This window comes from Alteribacillus iranensis (assembly GCF_900113025.1).
GTDB lineage: Bacteria > Bacillota > Bacilli > Bacillales > Marinococcaceae > Alteribacillus_A > Alteribacillus_A iranensis.
Genome location: NZ_FONT01000003.1, coordinates 103,857 through 126,180, shown reverse-complemented (window position 1 = coordinate 126,180; position 22,324 = coordinate 103,857). Strand labels below are relative to the sequence as shown.

General features: G+C 42.0%; 18 protein-coding genes. 2 read left to right on the top strand and 16 right to left on the bottom strand.

Going from position 1 to position 22,324, the window contains the following annotated elements; genetic code table 11:
* Positions 1-115: 115 nt before the first annotated feature.
* From BM095_RS08305 to BM095_RS08295, 3 genes are all read right to left on the bottom strand, one after another.
* Positions 116-1,396 carry a TRAP transporter large permease gene (locus tag BM095_RS08305; protein WP_091660173.1) on the bottom strand — a complete coding sequence of 427 codons (1,281 nt, stop codon included), beginning with the start codon at positions 1,394-1,396 and terminating at the stop codon, positions 116-118.
* Complete coding sequence (locus tag BM095_RS08300) at positions 1,396-1,887, bottom strand: TRAP transporter small permease (protein ID WP_091660170.1); 492 nt, start codon at positions 1,885-1,887, stop codon at positions 1,396-1,398. Before BM095_RS08300 ends, BM095_RS08305 begins: the two co-directional genes overlap by 1 nt.
* Positions 1,888-1,969: 82 nt before the next feature.
* Complete coding sequence (locus tag BM095_RS08295) at positions 1,970-3,373, bottom strand: LutB/LldF family L-lactate oxidation iron-sulfur protein (protein ID WP_091660167.1); 1,404 nt, start codon at positions 3,371-3,373, stop codon at positions 1,970-1,972.
* Positions 3,374-3,568: 195 nt separating this feature from the next.
* On the opposite strand from BM095_RS08295, the gene BM095_RS08290 reads away from it, so the two are divergent.
* Positions 3,569-4,249, top strand: a complete 681-nt coding sequence (locus BM095_RS08290) for a LutC/YkgG family protein (RefSeq protein WP_091660165.1) — start codon at positions 3,569-3,571, stop codon at positions 4,247-4,249.
* Between the two features lie 103 nt (positions 4,250-4,352).
* On the opposite strand, the gene dctP is transcribed toward BM095_RS08290, so the two are convergent.
* From dctP to hemA, 9 genes are all read right to left on the bottom strand, one after another.
* Positions 4,353-5,411, bottom strand: coding sequence for a TRAP transporter substrate-binding protein DctP (dctP, locus tag BM095_RS08285; protein ID WP_091660162.1), 1,059 nt, complete (start codon positions 5,409-5,411; stop codon positions 4,353-4,355).
* A gap of 802 nt (positions 5,412-6,213) precedes the next feature.
* On the bottom strand, positions 6,214-7,131 hold the full coding sequence (locus BM095_RS08275; protein ID WP_091660157.1) for a protein kinase family protein: 918 nt from the start codon (positions 7,129-7,131) through the stop codon (positions 6,214-6,216).
* A 61-nt stretch (positions 7,132-7,192) separates the two neighbouring features.
* On the bottom strand, positions 7,193-8,419 hold the full coding sequence (gene spoVID / locus BM095_RS08270) for a stage VI sporulation protein D (protein WP_091660155.1): 1,227 nt from the start codon (positions 8,417-8,419) through the stop codon (positions 7,193-7,195).
* 421 nt (positions 8,420-8,840) lie between these two features.
* On the bottom strand, positions 8,841-10,127 hold the full coding sequence (hemL, locus tag BM095_RS08265) for a glutamate-1-semialdehyde 2,1-aminomutase (protein ID WP_091660152.1): 1,287 nt from the start codon (positions 10,125-10,127) through the stop codon (positions 8,841-8,843).
* A gap of 22 nt (positions 10,128-10,149) precedes the next feature.
* The gene (gene hemB, locus BM095_RS08260; RefSeq protein WP_091660149.1) at positions 10,150-11,136 is read right to left on the bottom strand and encodes a porphobilinogen synthase; all 987 of its coding nucleotides are present in this window, start codon (positions 11,134-11,136) and stop codon (positions 10,150-10,152) included.
* Between the two features lie 76 nt (positions 11,137-11,212).
* Complete coding sequence (locus BM095_RS08255) at positions 11,213-12,007, bottom strand: uroporphyrinogen-III synthase (RefSeq protein WP_091660146.1); 795 nt, start codon at positions 12,005-12,007, stop codon at positions 11,213-11,215.
* Entirely contained in the window at positions 12,004-12,936 is a 933-nt protein-coding gene (gene hemC / locus BM095_RS08250) for a hydroxymethylbilane synthase (RefSeq protein WP_091660143.1), read from the bottom strand. The genes BM095_RS08255 and hemC overlap by 4 nt, the downstream gene beginning before the upstream one ends.
* Before the next feature lie 165 nt (positions 12,937-13,101).
* Positions 13,102-13,932 (bottom strand): cytochrome C assembly family protein, encoded by an 831-nt coding sequence (locus tag BM095_RS08245; RefSeq protein ID WP_091660140.1) that lies wholly within the window; start codon positions 13,930-13,932, stop codon positions 13,102-13,104.
* Positions 13,933-13,952: 20 nt separating this feature from the next.
* Positions 13,953-15,347, bottom strand: coding sequence for a glutamyl-tRNA reductase (gene hemA, locus BM095_RS08240; protein ID WP_091660137.1), 1,395 nt, complete (start codon positions 15,345-15,347; stop codon positions 13,953-13,955).
* Positions 15,348-15,547: 200 nt separating this feature from the next.
* Between hemA and BM095_RS08235 the strand changes: the two genes are divergently transcribed.
* Entirely contained in the window at positions 15,548-16,030 is a 483-nt protein-coding gene (locus BM095_RS08235; protein WP_091660134.1) for a LiaI-LiaF-like domain-containing protein, read from the top strand.
* Between the two features lies 1 nt (position 16,031).
* Here BM095_RS08235 and yihA read toward each other — a convergent pair whose 3' ends face one another.
* The 4 genes from yihA to clpX form a co-directional block, all read right to left on the bottom strand.
* Positions 16,032-16,613, bottom strand: coding sequence for a ribosome biogenesis GTP-binding protein YihA/YsxC (yihA, locus tag BM095_RS08230; RefSeq protein ID WP_091660131.1), 582 nt, complete (start codon positions 16,611-16,613; stop codon positions 16,032-16,034).
* Positions 16,600-18,933 (bottom strand): endopeptidase La, encoded by a 2,334-nt coding sequence (gene lon / locus BM095_RS08225; protein WP_091660128.1) that lies wholly within the window; start codon positions 18,931-18,933, stop codon positions 16,600-16,602. The genes yihA and lon overlap by 14 nt, the downstream gene beginning before the upstream one ends.
* Positions 18,934-19,123: 190 nt before the next feature.
* Positions 19,124-20,824 carry an ATP-dependent protease LonB gene (lonB, locus tag BM095_RS08220; protein ID WP_091660125.1) on the bottom strand — a complete coding sequence of 567 codons (1,701 nt, stop codon included), beginning with the start codon at positions 20,822-20,824 and terminating at the stop codon, positions 19,124-19,126.
* Between the two features lie 122 nt (positions 20,825-20,946).
* Positions 20,947-22,221: an ATP-dependent protease ATP-binding subunit ClpX gene (gene clpX, locus BM095_RS08215; protein ID WP_091660122.1), complete on the bottom strand. Its 1,275-nt coding sequence runs from the start codon at positions 22,219-22,221 to the stop codon at positions 20,947-20,949.
* Positions 22,222-22,324: the final 103 nt, after the last annotated feature.

Sequence of the window (22,324 nt, the reverse complement as noted above, 5' to 3'; positions counted from 1 at the left end):
ATATGACAAGTGTCATGGGTGACCGTCACCAGCTAAGTAATCTTTCCTCATTCATTAAGCTTCCTATTATCAAAAGCGCGCAACTGAGGTGACCGCTTCTGATAAAAGTATCTTTTTATGATTCGAGCACATCTACGAGGAACATACTGATTCCTGGTAAAAATGTCAGGAGCAACACATCTACGATCATCATAACTAAGAATGGTAAAATAGCTCTCACCAATTTTTCGTATGGAACTTGACCGACTTGTGAGCCGACAAACAAATTAATGCCTACAGGCGGTGTAATTAACCCAATCGATAAATTTGCAATCATAACAATTCCGAAGTGGATAGGATCCATGCCAAGGCCCGTAACGACAGGAAGCAGGATAGGCGTTAATATAATAACAGAAGCAATGGTCTCCATAAATGTTCCTACAATTAATAAAAATACATTCACTAACAACATAATGATTAGTGGTGTTAGCGGGCTATCCATAAATGTTTCCGCAACCGTTTGTGGGATTCGCTCTCTTGTTAATATCATTCCAAATAAAGAAGCCGTTGAGATAAGGAGCAAAATAACAGACGTTGTAACAACAGAAGAAACTAATATTTCACGTAACACGGAAAAGTTGATTTGGCGATATACGAAAAAACCAATAAAGAACCCATAAACAACCGCGACGACAGAAGCTTCCGTAGGAGTAAAAATACCTCCATATATCCCACCTAAAATAATCACTGGCATGAGCAAAGATAAAAAAGCTTTCCTAAAAGAGACAGCCAACTTTTTCACATTCATTTTATCTTGTGTACCTTGGTATCCTTTAATTACTGATATCACATAACTTACAAGAATTAAAGATAAACCAATCATAAGACCTGGAATAATACCAGCGATAAACAAGCTGCTTACCGACACTCCGGCAGACACCCCGTAAAGGATTAGCGGTACACTAGGAGGAATGACGATACCGGTGGTTCCCCCAGCTGCCTGGACTGCTGTAGAAAAGGCTCTATCATACCCTTCTTTTACCATATACGGTATTAAAATACTCCCTACGGCTGCAGTAGTTGCTGAGCCAGACCCTGAAAGTGCTGCAAAGAAAATACACGTTACAATCCCTACGTGGGCCAGCCCTCCTCTTAGTTGTCCTACCAAACTTTGAGCAAAATCAATTAATCGCTGAGAAATCCCTCCATGCTCCATCAATTTTCCTGCCAAAATGAAAAAAGGAGCTGCCATGAGAGGAAACGAATCAAGAGCAGCAAACATTCGTTGAGGGATAAGTTCTAATGGAAAATTCCCACTCACGAGAAAGAATATTAAGGATGCGGACCCAAGAGCAATGGAAATAGGGACGTTTATGAAAATAAGCAGTATAAATACGACGAATAAAAAAATAGACATTATTCCATAATCCCTTCGTTATTTGTAGTAGTCTTCCACCGTTTCCAAGTAACATCAACTAAATTAAGCAGCATTAGAACAGCGCTAACTGGAATGATGATATACACGTAATTCATCGGGATACGTAAAGCTGGGGAGCCTTGACTTCCTGCTCCTTGCATTAATTCAAATCCTTTTAGTGCCAACACGACGAAAAAGAAAGCACATATGAGAGCTCCTATGATATTCACAATTCTCTCTGGAATAGCTGGGAGTTTTTTCACAAAGTAATCTATGCCGATATGAGCTGTATATTGAAAGGCAATACTGGCTCCTAAAAATGTAATCCATATCATGGAAAAACGTGAAATTTCCTCTGTCCACGAATAAGAAGTGCCGAACAGACCTCTTGAAACAATTTGCATGAATATAAGAACTACCATCAGTACAAGCAGCGATGCACTAATTGTTTCACTAGCTTTGTTCAGTATTGTTATAAAACGCTTCCACATTGACTTTGCTCTCCTTACTTAAAAAATATTTCTCTTTATAAATGGTGAGTCAGTTTATCGCACTCTCATTCTGTTTACTTTCTCACTCCTTCCGTTCACGCTCCCACCATTCTCTGAAAGACATATTGGGTGGTCTTTTCATGCTTTTTGAGTTCGTCCATTCGCGAAGAAGGGAAGGCCCTTTCGTTATTTCATCTTCCTCACTGAACGGCTTGGTAGCAGCATGAGCCCATTTTACTCCTTTGGCGTATAACCATGGCTTAGTGGTCATCTTGCCGAACATGTCAAATGTCATCCCTTCACGTTTCCCAGCAAATCCTTTGTCCACTTCATCTTTTCGATGTTCGATTAACAACTCATGAAGTGGGATTTTCACTGGACAAACATCCGTACAAGCGCCGCAAAGACTCGATGCGAAAGGCAACTCTTTCGTTTCTTCATAATCATCTAATAGAGGAGAAAGTACCGCCCCAATCGGCCCATTATAAACACTCCCATATGCATGACCCCCAATATGGCGGTATATAGGACACACGTTAATACAAGCGCCACATCGTATGCACTTTAATACCTCTTCGTAGGCGGTACCTAGTATGTCAGAGCGTCCATTATCTATGATAACGACATGCAGATTTTCAGGTCCGTCCACATCCAATGGTTGTCTAGCGCTATTAACAGCAGTGACATAAGTAGTAAGACGTTGACCCGTTGCACTTCTCGGCAACATCGACAACACGACATCTAATTCTTTCCACCCTGGTACAATTCTTTCCATTCCCATTAAGACAATATGTGTCTTAGGCAGAGAGGTCGTTAAGCGAATATTACCCTCGTTTTCTACCAAGACAACGGACCCACTTTCGGCTACTGCGAAGTTGCAACCGCTAATACCGACGTCAGCCTGTAAAAATTCTTGACGGAGCTTTCCTCTGGCAAAATCACATAATTCCTCCGCTTCCTCCGATAACTGATATCCTGCTTCTTTTGAAAAAAGCTCTGTCACTTGTTTTCTCGTTTTGTGTATCGCTGGCGCAATAATGTGAGATGGTTTTTCATCCGCAAGCTGAATAATATATTCTCCTAAATCAGTCTCTGTCACTTTAACACCAGAAGCTTCTAAGCTTTCATTTAAGTGAATTTCTTCGGCTACCATGGACTTAGACTTTACTACGGACTGAGCATTTACTTCCTTAAGTATTCTGTTCACGACCGTGACTGCTTCCTTATCATCTACTGCAATATGTATATGCCCGCCATTCGCTTCGACGTTATCTGCAAATTGCTCTAAATAACTGTCGAGATTCTCAATGGTGTGGGAACGAATGTCTGAAGCCATTTGTCTCCATTCGTCCACATTGTCAAGCTCACCCGCTGCTTTTATTCTTCCCGTACGAAGACGGTCTTGAGTCAAATGAACAGCCTCTTGCAAAGAAGTATCATGTACGGCCTGGTCCACTCGTTGATCAAATGAAATGTCATGAGCCATATGGCGTAAGGCCTCCCCCAGATTAAAAGCTTAGAATATTCAGAATTGAATATTCTGTTCTATTCTATCACCTTGATGTTTCATACTCTATGAATATACTATAAAAATGTCAGTATTTTCAATACGTGTCTCCCTTTGTTATAGTTACCTTACAACACATGTGTTACTCCGCTACTCCGAGAAAGGACAATTCTAATGATAAAAAGAGAAACATTTTTTCAATCGATTGCCGACAAAATGGGTAGGGAACGTCGATCCAGCGTCCAACCTCCCGCCCGCTTTTCCGCTCCTAGAAAATCTGTATCCTACACCGATCATGAATTAATACACACATTTACAGAGAGAGCCACAGCCTTGAAAATAGACGTACACCCGTGCACATATGACACACTTGCTAATCATTTAACAAATATAGTGAAGCGAGAAGGCTCCCAATCTATAATAAGCTGGGGAGACGAACAAGATGATACTTCATTTATTCGATATACAGCGGCTGAAACTGGCGCTTATTTAACGTGCTGGGATAAAAACAAAGACGAGCAAAGTTTACGAACAGCTGCTAGTGCCGCTGATATTGGTATTACCTTTGCAGACTTTGGCATTGCCGAAAGTGGTACCCTTATTATTACGAACGGATGTTCGCTTGGTAGACTCGTTAGTTTACTCCCTCCCGTATACGTAGCAGTGTTATCAGTTAAACATATTATTCCCCACTTGTCGGAGGCCATGAAATTGATGGACAAACAAAACAACGAGGATAACCTTCCCGCTTGCATTAACTTTATTTCGGGGCCTAGCACCACAGGAGATCTGCAGGCTGAAATGGCTCTTGGTGTACATGGCCCCGGCTCTGTTTATGTGTTGCTTGTCTCATGAAAGTGCCTCCTGTCAATGAAGAGTACCATAAAGGAAATGTGATAATGCTGTCTATCGAAAGAAACCTCCGGCTTAATAAGCCTTGGAGGTTTCTCATTGTATATTATTCTACTTCTTGTATTCTTTTAATCATTTCACCAAACTCTTCATCATAGGCATCATAAACAGGTTGAACGGCTTCTTGAAATGCTTCTCTATCTATTTCTTCAGCCTCTACTACTTCTACTCCGCGTTCCTTGATATCTGCCTTCTGCTCTTCTTCCATATCCAAGTTAACCTGGCGCTGAAAAGCAGCTACTTCTTGGCCAGTTTCCATGATGACTTCCTGAATATCTTCAGGAAGGGAAGCAAATGCATCGGCATTCATTAAAGCTGCGGCAGCTGCATAGTATATCCCTGTTTCACTAAAATGCTTCTGAACCTCGTAGAGATTTGTTGTATAAAAGACACCGTATGAAGCATCTAATCCATCCACTACTCCTTGTTGCAAAGATGTATACACTTCAGGAAATGCAATGGGAGTAGGATCAGTACCTAAAGATCGATATGTTTCCGTATAAATATCATTTTCCAACGTACGCATTTTTAAGCCTTCCATATCTTCCGGTGACTGGATTGGCCGTTCGTTGTTCGTACTATGGCGCATTCCGTTCTCCCACCAGCCAATCGATTTGAAACCTTGCTCATCTATGCGGCCCATCAACTCTTGACCAACTTCTCCATCCAACACTTGGTAAGCATGTTCTACATCGCGGAATAAAAATGGCATTTCTAACACGGTAGTTTCAGGAACAAAGTTTCCAAGCGGGCCAGCGGTAACCACTGTCATATCAAGAGAACCCAGTTGGACTTGTTCAATCAAATCACGTTCTCCTCCGAGCTGGCCATTCCCGAACACTTCGAAAGATACGCGACCATCCGTACGTTCTTCCACTTTCTTCACAAACTCTTCAATCCCAACGGTAAAAGAATGCTCGTCAGGTGCGATGTGTCCAATCTGTAAGTTAAATTCTGCTTCATTGTTTTCTGCCGATGAACTTTCGGTTCCTTCTCCAGTTCCTCCAGAAGAAGCCTCTTCTTCATCAGCTCCTCCCCCGCAAGCAGCGAGGAGACTTAACAGAGACACTACTCCTATAAATAAATAAAATTTAAAATTTTTCATAGCTACATCCCATACTCCCCTCTATCATGATAAGTCCCCTCGTCATAATATAGAATTTTCATTGGGCTGTCAATCGCTTTCATTTCTCTCCATCCAAGGGTAACACTTTTCTTATCACAAAAAGGCTTTCGCTCGCATATACCGTTAGAAAGATTATTGCGATGAGAAGGTGGACGTATGAGCTATTACCCGCCCTATCCCGGACCGCCGCGTCCCCCATATAAACCACCAAAAAAACCACCTAAGAGACCTTTTCGACGTAGACCTTACTGGTGGAGAAAACTGAAATTAATTTGTTTTCAAATATTACTCCCTCTTGTTGGTTTTCAATTAATACGTACTATTATTTTGCCTACTACATTTGATGTGGTGCTCCTTATCATTCTTTGCTGTCTCTTTTTTTACTGTGTCTCTACGACTCCTTTTTAAATGCTAGACCCCTTCTTATGGCCTAGTACTGCATTCCTCTAAAAAGACCTTCAAGGCGGTGAATTCTCTCTTCCTGAATGCTATCAACCAACAAAATTAGTGGATTGGAAACAGATGGATAAACACACGGATATGCACAAAAACTTCAACAAGAAAAGCACAAGGCGCCTGCCTATCGGCGACAAGCGCTGGAGACCCGTCGAGGAGGCTTTGCCGCCGCAGAACGGGTTGAAGCGACCTCGAGCCGATGGCGCCTGAAGTTAGACATCACTTCATGAATCGTATACTTTCCTATCTTACGAAAAAATCCACCAGTTTCATCTTGGGATAACACTGGTGGACGGTTTATTTTATGCATTAAAGACAAGCACGTTCATTCTTCCTTTTTGGGGGCCGGCCATTTTTCTACTGTCTCCTTCACCTTTTCCAGCCATACCATCTGATTTTCTAGCTGCCACGTCCAAATATGCTCTTCACTTGGATGGCGTCTACGCGCTTTTTCTAGGAATGAATACATCGGTGATTCATTTAAAAGTTGACTTTTCAATAAAAATTCATCCTCTGAATCAAAGGTTGCTGCATTCTCTTTGTAACTTTGAATCCAGGAATAAGTTTGTACCGGCTCCCACTGATTCTCTTTTAAACATGATTTATATAAATGAGCTACATCATGTTGAGGATGACCATTCCCGGATGCTTCCACATTAATCCACTTGAACTCTCCCTTATAGTCACGCACTAAATGATCAGCAGAAGGCTTGCCATGACAACAAACCATTTTCAACGTCCCTTTCATCGATGCAGCATCCGTCCATTTATGAAACCAATATAATGAATCTTTATGAAGACGATAAAGGAATGGAAAATGCATAAGAAACGCTAATTCAAATGGTGAATAATATCGTTTTTTTTCTATTTCATCTGCGAACGCTTCTAGTGCTAAGACATCTGCGTCTCTATTCTTCCTAAATTGATCGTTTCGTTTTTCCCACTCCTCTTCTTTGATCGTTTCTCTTTGTTCTGTAAACCGGTGAAATAAAGCCAGTGTCTTAAAGCATTCATTTTCCTTCTGAAGATCTCTACAATCTTCTCCCCATGGTGTAAGGTAATACACAAACCCATCGTCGTAAAAAAACTTCTCATTCCTCCTCGTATGCAATACTGGAAGGACAGTAGGTACTTGATTCTTCTCAAAAAAACGGAGCGTATGGAAAAAGCGCTCCGCTTGATTTTGTTTCATTTTCGATTTTTTTAAAGCAAATTGTCCTTCCCTCGCTTCAATCCGTGTCACCTTCCCCTGCGAATCTAAGCTTATAGGGTGAATAGGATAGTTGGATAGGATATTAGCTAATTCATTGTTCATTTTTCTTACTGCGGGCAGCACTGGCAGGGATATAAAGGATCTGCCCTTCCTCCAAATGTTCGTTTTCTAGGCGATTGTATCGAAGTAAATGACTTATGGTGAGCTGATAACGTTCAGCAATGGTATCTAGAGACTCGTTCTCTTGAATGATACACATCGTGACGCGGGAAAAATCCTCCTCTCCGTCCGTCATCATTTTTGTTAAATACAATGCATTCTCGTCTCTTCCGCTGCTGTGTTCCTCCTGGCTTTCTTCTTCATCCGTAACCTCTGTGTCTTCACTCAGCTCTTCATCTTGGATGTTTTGCGTTAACGTGTCTTCCGGCGGACGACTGTGAATAGCCGTAACAATGTCACCTTCGTTACTAAGACCTTCCTCTTCGTTCGTAGGTGTTGAAAACTCATCCCTTTCCTCATGTTCTAGTTCGTATACCTTCTGTTCCTCGTCATTGTTCTGTACAATGTGCTCCTCCCTAGACATAGTCGGTTGGTCCATTGACCTGGAAGGGACACTCTCTTCTTCTTCGATATTTTCTTCCTCTCTCCATTCACGATTCGTCTGAATTCCTTCTTTGTCCTGGGCTTCTTCCTCTTTCGTTTCCATCTCTACGTTTCCTTTAAAAGGAAGATCTTCCTCTTCACCATGCTGTCTCTCTGGTTGTGCAGCTTCCCGTTTTTCTTCTTTCTCCGGCTCCATGGTAACGTTCTCTTCCCATCGAGGCAGGGGATCACTTATTTCTGCAGGCTGCGTATTTTTTTCTTGCGTTTCTTCCTCTCCTTCCTCATTTTTCATGCCAGTGATACTTACATCTGCTGTAAGCTGGATGCAATCGGATTCTGGAAGGTCATAGTCAAACCCATCTATTTGTACGTACACATCGTCTAAATTGTGAATACGGCGGAGAGGGATCGTCACATCTACAGGAAAGTAATGTCTGATTTCTCCAATTCCGTCTTCTCTCTCCAATTGGCGATCCGAGTATTGCGGAGGAGGTACATCTATTTCGGTCTGGGATATTTCGTCTCTTTCCTGACTAGGAATATATTCACCTTTTAAACGAAGTCCCCCTTTAATTGCGACATATTCTTGTTTTTCTTCAATGTGAATGTCAGGTTCAATTGCGAGAGATAGCAACTCTTTCATCCGTTGTCCTTGGTCAAGCCACACCGTTTCTTCCAAATTAAATGTTAATGCAGTCGAATGATCCGCTCCCATGACGGCCCTCCTTTATTTTCATTAACCCAATTAACTGTCTCACATGGTTGTCTGATGAACGGAGTCAGTCTCTTGCTAAGATTCTCTCTTTCTATTCCGTCCATTACCTATCCCTTCAAATATATGCTCTTTCTTTATAGTCTATGAACAGAACTCTTCTTCCTGTCCTCATGTTGCTTGTGAATTACCTTGGTCAATTAAAAAGTATGGCTACTACGGCAATTGTGTTAGGATCCGCTTTCGGACCTCTTCCATTTGGAGTAGCCTATGGCCAATTCGGCTCATATTCACGTATCTTATGGGTTTTATGATCGGCCTTTCCTCCCTTGGCGTTATCCTATCCTTGTTCTCTCCACCTCCTCTTAGAAACAAAAAAGCCGGAAATGTGTGACACGACACATTCCCGGCTTTGTCATTCAGTTTATTTTATTTTTGCAAATGCTTTTTCAGCTGCTTCTATTGTTTTTGTAATGTCCTCTTCTGTATGAGCGGTGGAAAGGAACATTCCTTCAAACTGGGAAGGAGGAAGAGAAATCCCTTCTTGCATCATTTCTTTAAAATATTTGGTGAACAAGTTTACATCCGAAGTCTTTGCTGTTTCAAAGTTCATTACTTTTTCATCTGTAAAGAATAAGCCAACCATAGATCCCGCCCGGTTAATCCAATGAGGGATTCCATGTTTTGATGCTGCTTGTTTTAAACCTTCCTCGAGTTGTTCTCCCAACTTTTCAAAGGTTTCATAGTGCTCAGGGGTTAGCTGTTTAATGGTTTCGTAACCGGCTGCCATCGCGAGCGGGTTACCGGAAAGAGTTCCAGCTTGATAAATAGGACCACTCGGAGCGATTTGTTCCATAATTTCACGCTTACCTCCGTAAGCCCCTACCGGAAGTCCTCCACCAATTACTTTACCAAGACAAGTAAGATCCGGCGTAATATTATACAATCCTTGAGTGGAATGATAACCTGTGCGGAACCCAGTCATCACTTCATCAAAAATAAGCAGACTTCCGTGTTTTTCCGTAATATCACGGACACCTTGTAAAAATCCATCTTCTGGAAGGACAACCCCCATATTCCCTGTAACTGGTTCTAAAATGACGGCAGCAATTTCATCACCATATTTATCGAATGCTAATTCAAGGCTTTCTAAGTCGTTGTATGGGACTGTTAGTGTGTTTTGAGCAACGGAAGCGGGTACTCCGGGACTATCTGGAAGTCCAAGTGTAGCTACACCGGATCCTGCCTTGATGAGGAGAGAATCTCCGTGACCATGATAACAGCCTTCCATTTTAACAATCTTATCGCGTCCCGTATATCCGCGGGCGAGACGTAAAGCACTCATCGTTGCTTCAGTCCCGGAATTCACCATGCGTACCACTTCCATAGACGGTACTCGTTCAATCACTAACTCTGCCAATTTAGTTTCTAGGACATGGGAGGCACCAAAACTAGTCCCTTTTTCAGTGATCTTTTTTAGTTGTTCAACGACATTATCATCTGCATGACCAAGGATAAGCGGTCCCCAGGAGAGTACGTAATCGATATATTCATTGCCATCTAAATCTTTAATCTTGGATCCTTTTCCCTCTTCCATGTATACAGGTGCATGATCAACAGACTGATATGCACGAACAGGGCTATTTACGCCACCTGGCATTAACGGTTTAGCTTCCTCGAATGCTTGAAGAGATTTATCGAATGACTTCACGTTCTCGTTCCTCCTTTAATATTTAGGCATTTGCTTCATCGATCCACTGTGCTGCATCTATAGCAAAATACGTAATAATTAAATCTGCACCCGCACGCTTCATGCTTGTCAGCTTCTCCATGACTACTTCCCGTTCATCGATCCAGCCTTTTTCAGCTGCCGCTTTTATCATCGCATATTCTCCTGAGACGTTGTACGCAACAACGGGAACCCCTGTCTCATCTTTCACTTCCCTCATAATGTCTAAGTAAGATAGCGATGGTTTCACGATTAAAAAGTCGGCACCTTCTTCTACATCTGAATGAGCTTCACGCAATGCCTCTAATCGATTTGCCGGGTCCATTTGATACGTTTTTCTGTCTCCAAACGATGGGGAGCTGTGAGCTGCATCTCGAAAAGGTCCATAGAAAGCGGAAGCATATTTTACGGCATAGGACATGATAGGAATATCCGTATAGCCGGCTTCATCCAGCCCTTCACGTATTGCCGCGGTAAACCCGTCCATCATATTTGACGGAGCGATGATATCGGCGCCCGCTTCCGCTTGGGAGACCGCCGTTTTTGTTAATAATTCCAGTGACGGATCATTCAAAATGACTCCATCTTCAATGACTCCACAATGGCCATGATCGGTATATTGACAGAGACAAGTATCCGCTACAACGGTCAGGCTCGGATGGTTGCTTTTGATATGGCGTATTGCTTTTTGCACGATCCCTTCTCTTGCATATGCTTCACTGCCACAATCATCTTTATGGTCAGGAACTCCGAACACAATGACAGCCAAAATGCCGTTGTCCTCAAGTTTTTTCATTTCTTCTGATAGATTGTCCAATGAGACATGAAACACACCAGGCATAGAAGGGACTTCTTTTCGAATATTTTCCCCTTCTACAACGAAAATGGGATAAATAAAATCCTCTTTTCGGACGACATTTTCTCTAATAAGTGCTCTCATGTTTGCTGTCCGGCGAAGACGGCGGTGTCTTTTAAACTTTATATCACTCATACTGCTCCTCCTTTAACCTATATAAATACGGTAGTGTCTCGATATCGTTAGTCCCCTTATTCCGATGCCAGGATAACTATTTCCGTTTTTTGCCATTTCCGAAATGTGTCATCAATACATTCATCATCCCTTCCATCGTATAAGGACTCGACATATATCGATGTTTAAAACCTTGGTCTGCCGCTTCCTTTTCAGTAACGGGTCCGATACAAACTGCAGGTTTTTCATTCCAAGACGACGGAGGCAGGGCTTCGTTCACAAACGTTGTAAATGTCCTCACAATAGACGGACTGGTGAAAGTAAAAATATCTATCTTTTGTGAAGCAATAACTCGCTGTAACTTTTCTTTATTTTCTTCGAAAGCCGTACTTGTATAAAGCGGCATTTCATCTATAGCGGCTCCTGATTCTCTTAATATGGCAGGAATAACGTCTCTCGCCAACTCGCTTTTTGGGAAAAGGACTTTGTCTCCTGCCTTCACTTTTGTTTTTAAGACGCTTGCTAAATCTTCCGCCACATATTGTTTTGGAACGACTTCTGGTTCCCAGCCTTCTTCTTCTAGAGCGAGCATTGTCTTTTCTCCAATGGCTGCAATTTTTGCGCCTGAAGGAAAAGAAGAGCCGCTTTCTTTTAATGCTTTTTTAAAAAATGCTACAGTATTCACACTCGTAAAAACAATCCAGTCATATCTCAAACTTTCTTGCAGCCGCCTGACTTGATTATCCCACTGAGATGGTAAAGGAACTGTCTTAATAAGCGGAATAGTCTCTGCTGAACCGCCCTCTTCTTCAATCAACCGTACAAAAGAAGGAGCTTGTCGTGACGAGCGTGTTACTAGTATGCTGCGGCCTGCAAGCGGCTTCTCAATCATTGGTCCAGCTCTTCTTTCACCTTATCTAAAATATCCTTCGCTCCTTGAGACAGGAGAGACTTTGCAGCTTCTACTCCTACTTGTTCAGGATCTGTTCCACGCTTCATTTCTTTTAGAATCGTCTTTCCGTCCGGTGTCCCGACAATGGCAGTTAATGTGACTTCATCATTCTTTTCTAACGTGGCATAACCACCTATTGGAACTTGGCAGCCACCTTCTATTTCTTGGAGAAATGCTCTTTCGGCAGTGACTCTCTTGGCTACTTCCGCATCGTTTAAGTGCTGCACCAATTCAATGACTTCCTTGTCATCTGCACGGCATTCCAGTCCTAAAGCTCCCTGACCTACTGCAGGTACGCAAATGTCCTCGTCTAAGTATTCCGTTACAATATCATCGCTCCAACCCATCCGAGAAAGTCCAGCTGCTGCTAAAATAATAGCATCAAAGTTTTCTTCACGAAGTTTGCGGAGTCTTGTTTCTATGTTTCCGCGTATCCATTTTATTTCAATGTCAGGTCGACGGGCCAGTAGCTGTGCGGAGCGTCTGAGACTGCTTGTTCCAACTACAGAACCTGATGGCAGGTCCTCAAATGGAATATTGTCATTAGAGATAAACACATCTCGTGGGTCTTCTCTATTTGTAATCGCACCTAAAGTAAAACCCTCCTGCAGTACTCCTGGAACATCTTTCATACTATGTACTGCGATGTCGATTTCTTTATCAGCCATGGCTTGTTCAATTTCTTTCACAAATAAACCTTTTCCGCCTACTTTGGATAACGTCTTATCCAGAATCTTATCTCCTTTTGTAACGATTTTCTTTATATCGTACTGAAAAGGAAGCCCTAATTTTTCAAGCTCTCCTATCACCCATTCTGTCTGTTTCATGGCAAGGCCGCTCTTTCTCGTCCCAATTACTATCGTACGCATTCTTCATAACCTCCTATTATAGGAAAACGACCTGTCGCAAGCTTTTGTGACATGAGTCTTTTCCTCCTGCAGTTAACATTCCATCGGGTAACATATCTGTTTTATTCCACTTAACCATCCGTCTCAAAGGTTCTACCCCATTCTTGTCCGGTGATTTCCTACGTGCTAAAAATACCAAAAATGGAAATTGGTCAGTTCAGCAGACAAGAAATAATTAATTAACACGAGCAGAAAGCCTGCGATATTTAGCAACGTCATGTTATATCCTCGCTGCTGCTTCACTACCCAAAAATATAAATATACCCCATAGAGCAATAATACAGCCATAGAGCCAAGCACTTTCGCATCGAAAATTGGAAAGAATGGCAGTTGAATAGATGCCCATACAAACCCTAAGATGAGCCCAAGTAGTAAACATGGTACCCCAAGCGTGGTCATCATAAAAGTAAATCGTTCCATTTTAGGAAGGTTTTCCAGTCTCAAGAGTCGTTTCCCCCATTGTTTCCGCTTTAATAACTGATGCTGGAAGAAATAAAGGGCGGAAAATACAAAGGCAAGCGTAAATGCTGCATAGGATAACAAAATTAAAGCGATATGAACGACAAGCAGCTCTGAAATAAGCAGTTCATTCAAAGCTTCCGGTACATCGCCACTCGGTGTGAAGAGACTGAAAGACAACATGATAAACCCTAGCACATTCGTAAAAAAGACAAAAAAATCTACTCGAAAAAAACGATTAATCACTAAAGATAATGTAACCAATAACCAAGCATAAAAAAATAAACCTTCAAATGGTGTAATAACAGGTAAGCGATCAAACTGAAGGGCGCGCAGGATAAAAAATACCGTCTGCAGCACCCAGACAATAGAAAGCAACCAGAAGGCGAATCGATTCACCTTCCGGTTGTTCTGTAAGAAATCAATAAAATAACCAAAAACACTAACACTGTATAACACGATGGTTACAACATATATTATACCAGCCGCGGCAACCATATGTTACAACCACTCCTCTCCTATGAGCGGATTTTTACATCGGTGGCGTAACTGTATGGGAGAAGAGGCTTTTTCTTCTGTTTTCCCCATTTATTTTCCGCTTCCTCCACTCTCACTTGACGTTGTTCTTTTTCCTTTGCTGCTTCTACCTCCTCCTCTAAGGAGAAGATTTCAGTAAATAGCTGTAATGAATCTTCAGCGTCTGGTTCAGCAGCCAATTCCTTTGCTTTCGTAATAGGATCACGCAGCATTTGATTAATGATGCTTTTCGTGTGCTTGCGAAGGACCTTTTTCTCTCGTTCTGTGAGATCGGGCAATTTGCGTTCTATGCTATCCATCGTTTCAGACTGAATGCTTAACGCCTTTGTCCGTAACGCAGTAATGATAGGGACAACTCCTAATGTATGAACCCACTCTTTAAATGCGGCCAATTCCTCTTGCGCCATTTCTTCGATCTTGGCTGCTTCTTTTTTACGCTCTTCTAAATTGGCAGCTACAATCCCTTGTAAGTCATCAATGTCATAAAGGAATACATTATCCAGTGATGCCAATTTCGGATCTAAATCCCTAGGCACAGCAATATCCACCATGAACAGCGGGCGTCCTTTTCGCTTCTTCACAGCTGTGACTGCCATTTCTTTCGTTACTACGTATTGGTCTGCCCCAGTAGAAGAGATAAGAATATCAGCTTCTATCATGTGCTCCTGTAAACGGTCCATGCTCCCCGCTTGTCCAAAAAACTTTTCAGCAAGTTCTACCGCTTTTGTGTATGTTCTATTTAAGACGGTGACCTCGGCAGCTCCATTTGAGTGCAAGTGCTTGGCAGTTAACTCACTCATTTTTCCTGCTCCCAGTATAAGCACTTTCTTGCCATGAAAATCACCAATGATTTTCTTTCCTAATTCAACAGCAGCGTAACTCACTGACACCGCATTATCATTTATTTCTGTTTCACGATGGGCTTTTTTTGCAAAAGTGACTGCTTGCTTAAACAGTTCATTAAATACTGTTCCTGTTGCTCCCTCTTCTTGCGCTCGCAGGAATCCATCTCTGACCTGTCCTAATATTTGTGTTTCTCCAAGCACCATAGAGTCAAGGCCCGTCACGACTCGCAGTAGGTGCTGAATTGCCGCATCATTTTCTCGAATATTTAAAAATGAGCCGAACTCGCTAACTTCTAGTTCGAACCATTCCGATAAGAATTTTTTAACAAAGTGACGTCCCGTGTGGAGTTGATCTACAACCGCATATACTTCTGTACGGTTACAGGTTGATACAATCGTACATTCCAGGACACTTTTCATGTTTCGCAGCTGTTGCAATGCTTCTGAAAGACTGTCTTCCTGAAACGCCAAACGTTCTCTTATTTCCACAGGGGTTGTTTTATAATCTAATCCTGCTACTAAAATATGCACGTTGTGTTCCCCCCACAAAGTAATAGCAACTTACCTATTATGACTTATTCCCAGATCTTCAAGCAATTACTCTGTATTTCCGTCATTTAAACAACCTTTATTATAACACGCCTGCCTGTCAGCGCCAAAAATAATTGTGAATTCCAACTGACATTTATGATAAGATCAATAGTTGAGATCGCATTAACCAGGAGGTATAAATGGGAAAACATCGATTGTTCTATGGTATTTTGTTGTCCGGTTTAGGCCTTATTCTATTAATAGAAAAATGGGATGTAACAGAAACAGCTTGGTGGTATGACTGGCCGACCATTTTAATCATAGTGGGAGCCGCGTTTGTCATAGAATCCATGCGTGCTCATTTTCCTCTATATTTTTTGCCTGGTCTTCTGATGGTGTTTTTCGGTATTCAGTTCCACCTTGCCGATTTTCTAACGAATTGGCCTGATCACACTGCAATGTACATAGCTCTCATTGGGTTAGCTATCCTTACTGATTCTGTAAAAACAAAAAACAGCAGTCTTGTGATTAGTCTTTTCTTAATCTTGGTCAGCCTCTTTTATTTTTTTGAACAGGAGATTTATGAGCTGACCGTGTCTACATTTATCTCTCCTGCCCTTCGGTTCTTACCAATACTATTAATTGGTATTGGTCTATATTATCTCTTAGTTAAGAAAAGATAAATTACATTAAGTTCTGTATCGCACTCCATCCTTCATCCTTACCTTGCCCTGTTTCGGCGGAAAATAGTATCATTTTGTCTTCTTTATCCAGCTGAAGATCATTTTTTGCCTGCTTTACATGCTTGGGACGTTTGTTTTTCGATACTTTATCCGCTTTCGTTGCAATGACAATTACTGGCAGCTCATGATATTTCAAATACTGATACATTTGAATATCATCAGCTGTCGGCGGATGTCTTACATCAATAATTTGAACAACTCCACGGAGCTCCTCTCGTACGGAAATATACTCTTCCATCATTGGTCCCCATGCAGCTCTTTCTTTTTTAGACACTTTAGCATAACCATATCCAGGAACATCCACAAAAATAAGCTCATCATTGATATTATAAAAGTTAAGAGTTCTAGTTTTCCCCGGTTTGGACGAGATACGAGCCAATTTTTTGCGTTGTACCATAGTATTGATAAAAGATGATTTACCAACATTAGAGCGGCCTGCCAGTGCAATTTCTGGCAAGCCATCTTCCGGGTATTGTTTTCGTGAGACTGCACTAATTAGCAGCTCTGCCTTATTCACTTTCATGTTTCTCCTCCAGTGCGTGCTTTAATACCTCATCTAAATGTGACACCGGTATAAATGTTAAGCTTTTCCTAACACTTTCCGGTATTTCTTCTAAGTCTTTTTCATTATCTTTCGGAATAATGACTGTTGTTAGTCCTGCTCGATGGGCACTCATGGATTTTTCTTTTAATCCACCTATTGGCAGCACTCTTCCCCGTAATGTAATTTCTCCAGTCATCCCGACTTCTTTTTTTACTTTTCTACCTGTTAAAGCAGAAATTAAAGCAGTAGCCATGGTGATACCAGCCGAAGGACCATCTTTCGGCGTTGCTCCCTCAGGAACGTGAATATGGATATCGTACTTCTCATGGAAATCCGTATCTATTTCTAACTCGTCAGCCCGTGACCGAATGTAACTAAAAGCGGCTTGTGCGGACTCCTTCATGACATCACCAAGTTTTCCGGTTAACGTAAGTTCTCCTTTTCCTTTCGCTAGAGAGACTTCAATAGAGAGTGTGTCTCCACCGCCTGTCGTATAAGCTAATCCAGTAGCGGCTCCGATTTGGTTTTCTTTTTCGGCAAGCCCGTATCGGAACCGCGGTCTTCCCAGCATATCTTCTACTGTGTTCTCGGTAACAATGACACGTTTCTTGTCTCCGGAGACGATTAACTTTGCTGCTTTTCGGCACACATTCGCAATTTCACGTTCTAAATTCCTTACTCCTGCTTCCCTCGTGTAGTACCTAATTAACTTAAGGAGAGCGTCTTCTTTTACTTGAATTTTTCCTTTGGATAGCCCATGCTCTTCAATTTGTTTTGGAAGCAGGTGACCTTTCGCTATTCCCATCTTTTCTACTTCCGTGTAACCCGCAATTGAGATGATCTCCATGCGGTCTAGCAGTGGCTCTGGTATCATACCTACATTATTCGCAGTAGTGACGAACATTACCTTGGATAGATCATACGGTTCTTCGAGGTAATGGTCACTAAAGCTGTTATTTTGTTCCGGATCCAGAACTTCAAGCATAGCTGCCGATGGATCCCCTCGGAAGCCGCTGGCCATTTTATCTATTTCGTCCAATAGAAATACTGGGTTAACAGATCCTGCTTTCTTCATACCCTGGATGATTCGGCCAGGCATTGCTCCGACATACGTCCGCCGATGGCCGCGAATTTCAGCTTCATCCCGTATCCCCCCCAGGGAAATACGTACAAACTTTCTCTCTAAAGCCCGGGCAACCGAGCGAGCGAGAGAAGTTTTCCCAACTCCAGGAGGGCCGGCTAAACATAGGATTGGTCCTTTTAAGGATTCTGTTAATTCTTGAACGGCTAAGTATTCAAGGACACGCTCTTTGACTTTGTCGAGACCATAGTGATCTTCATCAAGGATTTTCTGTGCATTATTTATATCCAGGCGGTCAGCAGTCTCTTTTTTCCATGGAACCGTTATTAACCACTCAATATAATTACGAAGCACCGAACTTTCTGCAGCAGCCGAAGGCATCTTTTCATATCGATCTAGTTCTTTTAATGCTTTTTCTTCTACATTTTCAGGCATATCTGCTTCTTCTATTTTTTTTCGAAGCTCTTCTACCTCTCCGCCTTTTCCATCCTTGTCCCCAAGTTCCTTTTGAATTGCTTTCATTTGTTCACGCAAATAATACTCTTTTTGCGTCTTTTCCATCGATTTCTTAACACGTTGCCCTATTTTTTGTTCAAGCCCCAGAACTTCTTTTTCATTATTTAATATTTCCAGGATATTCATGAGGCGCTCATGTACAGGGATGGTTTCCAATAGTTTTTGTTTTTCCGACACTTTCAAAGGAAGATGAGAAGCAATGACATCGGCTAATCGGTAAGGTTCTTCTATGTCCTGTACAGTTTGCATTGTTTCCACTGTTACTTTTTTTGAAAGGTTTACATATTGTTCAAATTGATCCAGAACATTTCTCATAAGTGCTTGTACTTCAGGCTCTGGTTCTTGGTCCTCGCCATTTATTACTTCCATTTCTACTTCGAAATAATCATCCCGATCTAAAAAGCGTAACACCTTTGCTCGTGCCAACCCTTCCACAAGCACCCGAATCGTGCCATTTGGCAGCTTTAGCATTTGCTTAATTTTCGCTAGCGTACCGATATGGTAAACATCTTCTTCCGTTGGTTCATCGATAGATAAATCGACTTGACTCGTTAATAAAATTTCGCTGTCATCCACCATTGCCTGCTCAAGCGCCTGTACTGACTTTTCTCTTCCCACATCTAGGTGTAGTACCATCGTCGGGAAAACGAGAAGGCCTCTTAGCGGGAGCAACGGGATATTTCTTTTTTTCTTTTCACCCAACAGCTAACACTCCCATCTATTTAGAATACTATGTATAAAATGTAATGAATGGTAACGGTTAACGAGACGCCAAAACTGTGAGTCTTCACCTACTGGCCATTGACTCCCAGTTTGACGTCTGATTTAACCACTATACTTTATCGCCGATCATGGTTCTTCCATTATTCTATCCTATTGCAAAGTCGTTTGTCTAATGACCGGCATGGAAGGTATCTTCCGGTTCGGATGCAATAAAGGGCAAGTGATAATTCGGAAACACCTGTTCTTTTCGATCGTTTCCATCATAAGCGTAGAGAGCATGCTGCAACAATTCTTCAATTCTCTTAATCGGATGTACTTTTACCTCTCGATAAGAATGAAGTGAAGATTGATCATTTTCTTCAGGGATAAAAATGTGCGAAGCACCAGCTTTCACAGCCGCCTCCACTTTCGCTGTAATTCCTCCTACCGGCTTAATATCTCCATGTATTCCTATTTCTCCCGTTACGGCAGTCCGCTCTTTTACTTTCATTTTCTTGATCGAAGAATATACCGCTAACGCCATAGCGGCCCCCGCTGAAGGTCCATCAATAGGGATTCCTCCAGGGAAATTGACATGAATGTGATATTCCTTCACCGGCAAGTATAAAGATTGCAGCACTGTCATTACATTTTCAAGAGAACTTTTAGCTAAACTCTTTCGCTTGACTGAATAGGAAGGGTTGCCTTGGTTTTCTTCCTCTACAATGCCTGTTACCGTTAGCTCTCCTCCCGACATCACCCTTTTTGCAAACGCTTCAATCTCAAGGATCATACCTGTTCCAGTCCCTGTGACTGCCAGTCCGTTCACAATACCAATGTCTGGTTGTTTTCTTATTTCTTTCTCTAACCTAGGTTGGAGACGACTAGCCCTTACCACCCAGTGTAAATCTTCCTTTGTAATTTCATTCCTGTTATGTTCTGCCGCTAAACCTGCTGCAATTTGCACCATGTTGACTGCCTCTCTACCGTTGCTGGCATATTTTGCAACGAAATCGGCAGTTTCAGGAACAAGCGTCATCTTACTTTTTTCTGCTGCATTTTTGGCAATGCCTTTAATCTCTTCTGCATCCAAACTGCGAAAATATATTTCCATACAGCGTGAACGAAGCGCAGCAGGGAGTTCTTCGGGACTACGGGTAGTTGCACCTACTAACCGAAAATCTGCCGGAAGACCATTCATAAAAATATCATGGATATGGGTAGGGATTTGTTTGTTTTCCTCACTGTAGTAGGCACTCTCTAAAAATACTTTCCGATCTTCCAGCACTTTCAGCAGTTTGTTTAACTGAATAGAGTGCAGTTCACCTATCTCATCAATGAATAACATTCCGCCATGAGCTTTCGTGACAGCGCCCTGTTTAGGCTGTGGAATTCCCGCTTGTCCCATTGCGCCAGCACCTTGATAAATGGGATCATGAACAGACCCAATCAAAGGGTCAGCTATTCCACGATCATCAAATCGAGCCGTCGCTCCATCCATTTCAATGAACGGAGCATGTTCTGTGAAAGGGGAAAGGGGATTGTTTTTAGCTAGTTCCAACATTAATCGTGCCGCTGCGGTTTTTCCTACCCCCGGAGGGCCATAAATCAACACGTGTTGAGGATGTTCTCCGCACAATGCTGCTTGAAGGGCTTTTACTCCTTCTTCCTGTCCCATCACTTCCTTTAAATCAGCAGGACGTACTTTTTCTGAAAGTGGTTCAGACAACGACATAGACCGCAATCGTCTTAATTGCTCAATTTCTTTTTTTGAATCACGTTCTACAACGACTTTTTGTGAACGCTGGTTTCGTAGTAAATTCCAAAAGTACAACCCTATGATGACTCCAAAGAAACCTTGGACTAACAACGCAATGGTCGTAAAATTCATAGTGATCCCCCTTCTCGCATCGTTCCCTTCCTTTTAAAATTAGTATGGATGCTAAAGGGGGAAAACATACAAAAAAGCGTCTGGCTTTCCAAATAAGCCAGACGCTTTCGTGTTTTATAACATTAAGCACTTTCCTTTGGTTTATCTTTTTTCAGTTTGACTTCTTTTCCTTCTTTTGTTTTCAAAATAGGAGAAGCTCCTTCGGTCACACTTTCTGCTGTTATGGTACACGTCGCTACGTCATCTTTTGATGGCAGATCGTACATGACGTCCAGCATGATTCCTTCAATGATAGAACGGAGTCCGCGAGCACCTGTTTTTCTCTCAATGGCTTTGAGAGCTATTTCTTGGAGAGCGTCATCTGTAAATTCGAGCTCTACATCATCAATTTCAAGAAGCTTTTGATACTGCTTCACAAGCGCGTTCTTTGGCTGTGTCAGTATTTCAACCAATGCTTCTTCATCCAATTGATTTAAGCTGGAGATAACAGGTAGACGACCAATAAACTCAGGTATTAACCCGTAGCGAAGAAGGTCTTCGGGTAAAATTTTGCTCATATATTCATCTTTATCTAATTCAGATTTTTCCGCATCTGCTCCGAAGCCGATCACTTTCTTACCTAAGCGTTGCTTTACTATTTGATCAATCCCGTCAAAGGCACCGCCACAAATAAACAACACATTGCTAGTGTCAATTTGAATAAACTCCTGATGAGGATGTTTTCTGCCACCCTGCGGAGGAACACTTGCAGTAGTTCCCTCTAGTATCTTCAAGAGAGCCTGCTGCACACCTTCCCCCGAAACATCGCGTGTGATGGAAGGGTTTTCGGACTTACGAGCTACTTTGTCGATCTCATCAATGTATATGATCCCTTTTTCGGCTTTTTCCACATCAAAGTCAGCCGCTTGAATTAACTTCAGCAAAATATTCTCTACGTCTTCCCCAACATATCCTGCTTCTGTAAGAGACGTGGCATCCGCAATGGCGAAAGGTACGTTTAATATTCTTGCCAATGTCTGAGCCAACAAGGTCTTCCCGCTCCCAGTCGGTCCGATCAAGCAAATATTACTTTTAGAAAGCTCAACATCTTCCGATTTAGAAGCAGAATTCACACGTTTATAATGATTGTACACAGCGACAGCTAGTGACTTCTTCGCGCGCTCCTGCCCAATGACATAGTCATCTAAAATTTCATTAATCTCGTATGGCTTTGGAATGTCCTCAAACTCAATTTCTTCTTCCGTACCTAGTTCTTCTTCTACAATTTCCGTACACAATTCTATACATTCATCACATATATAAACGCCAGGACCGGCCACTAACTTTCGAACCTGATCTTGAGTTTTTCCACAAAAGGAACATTTCAATTGTCCCTTATCTTCGTTAAACTTCAACATGTGATATTCACCCCTTACTTATATATTGTACACAAACACATAGCCTTCAGTACAACAATATGGCTTCTTCATTGATCTTTTTCTTTCCTATCCCCTATTGCCA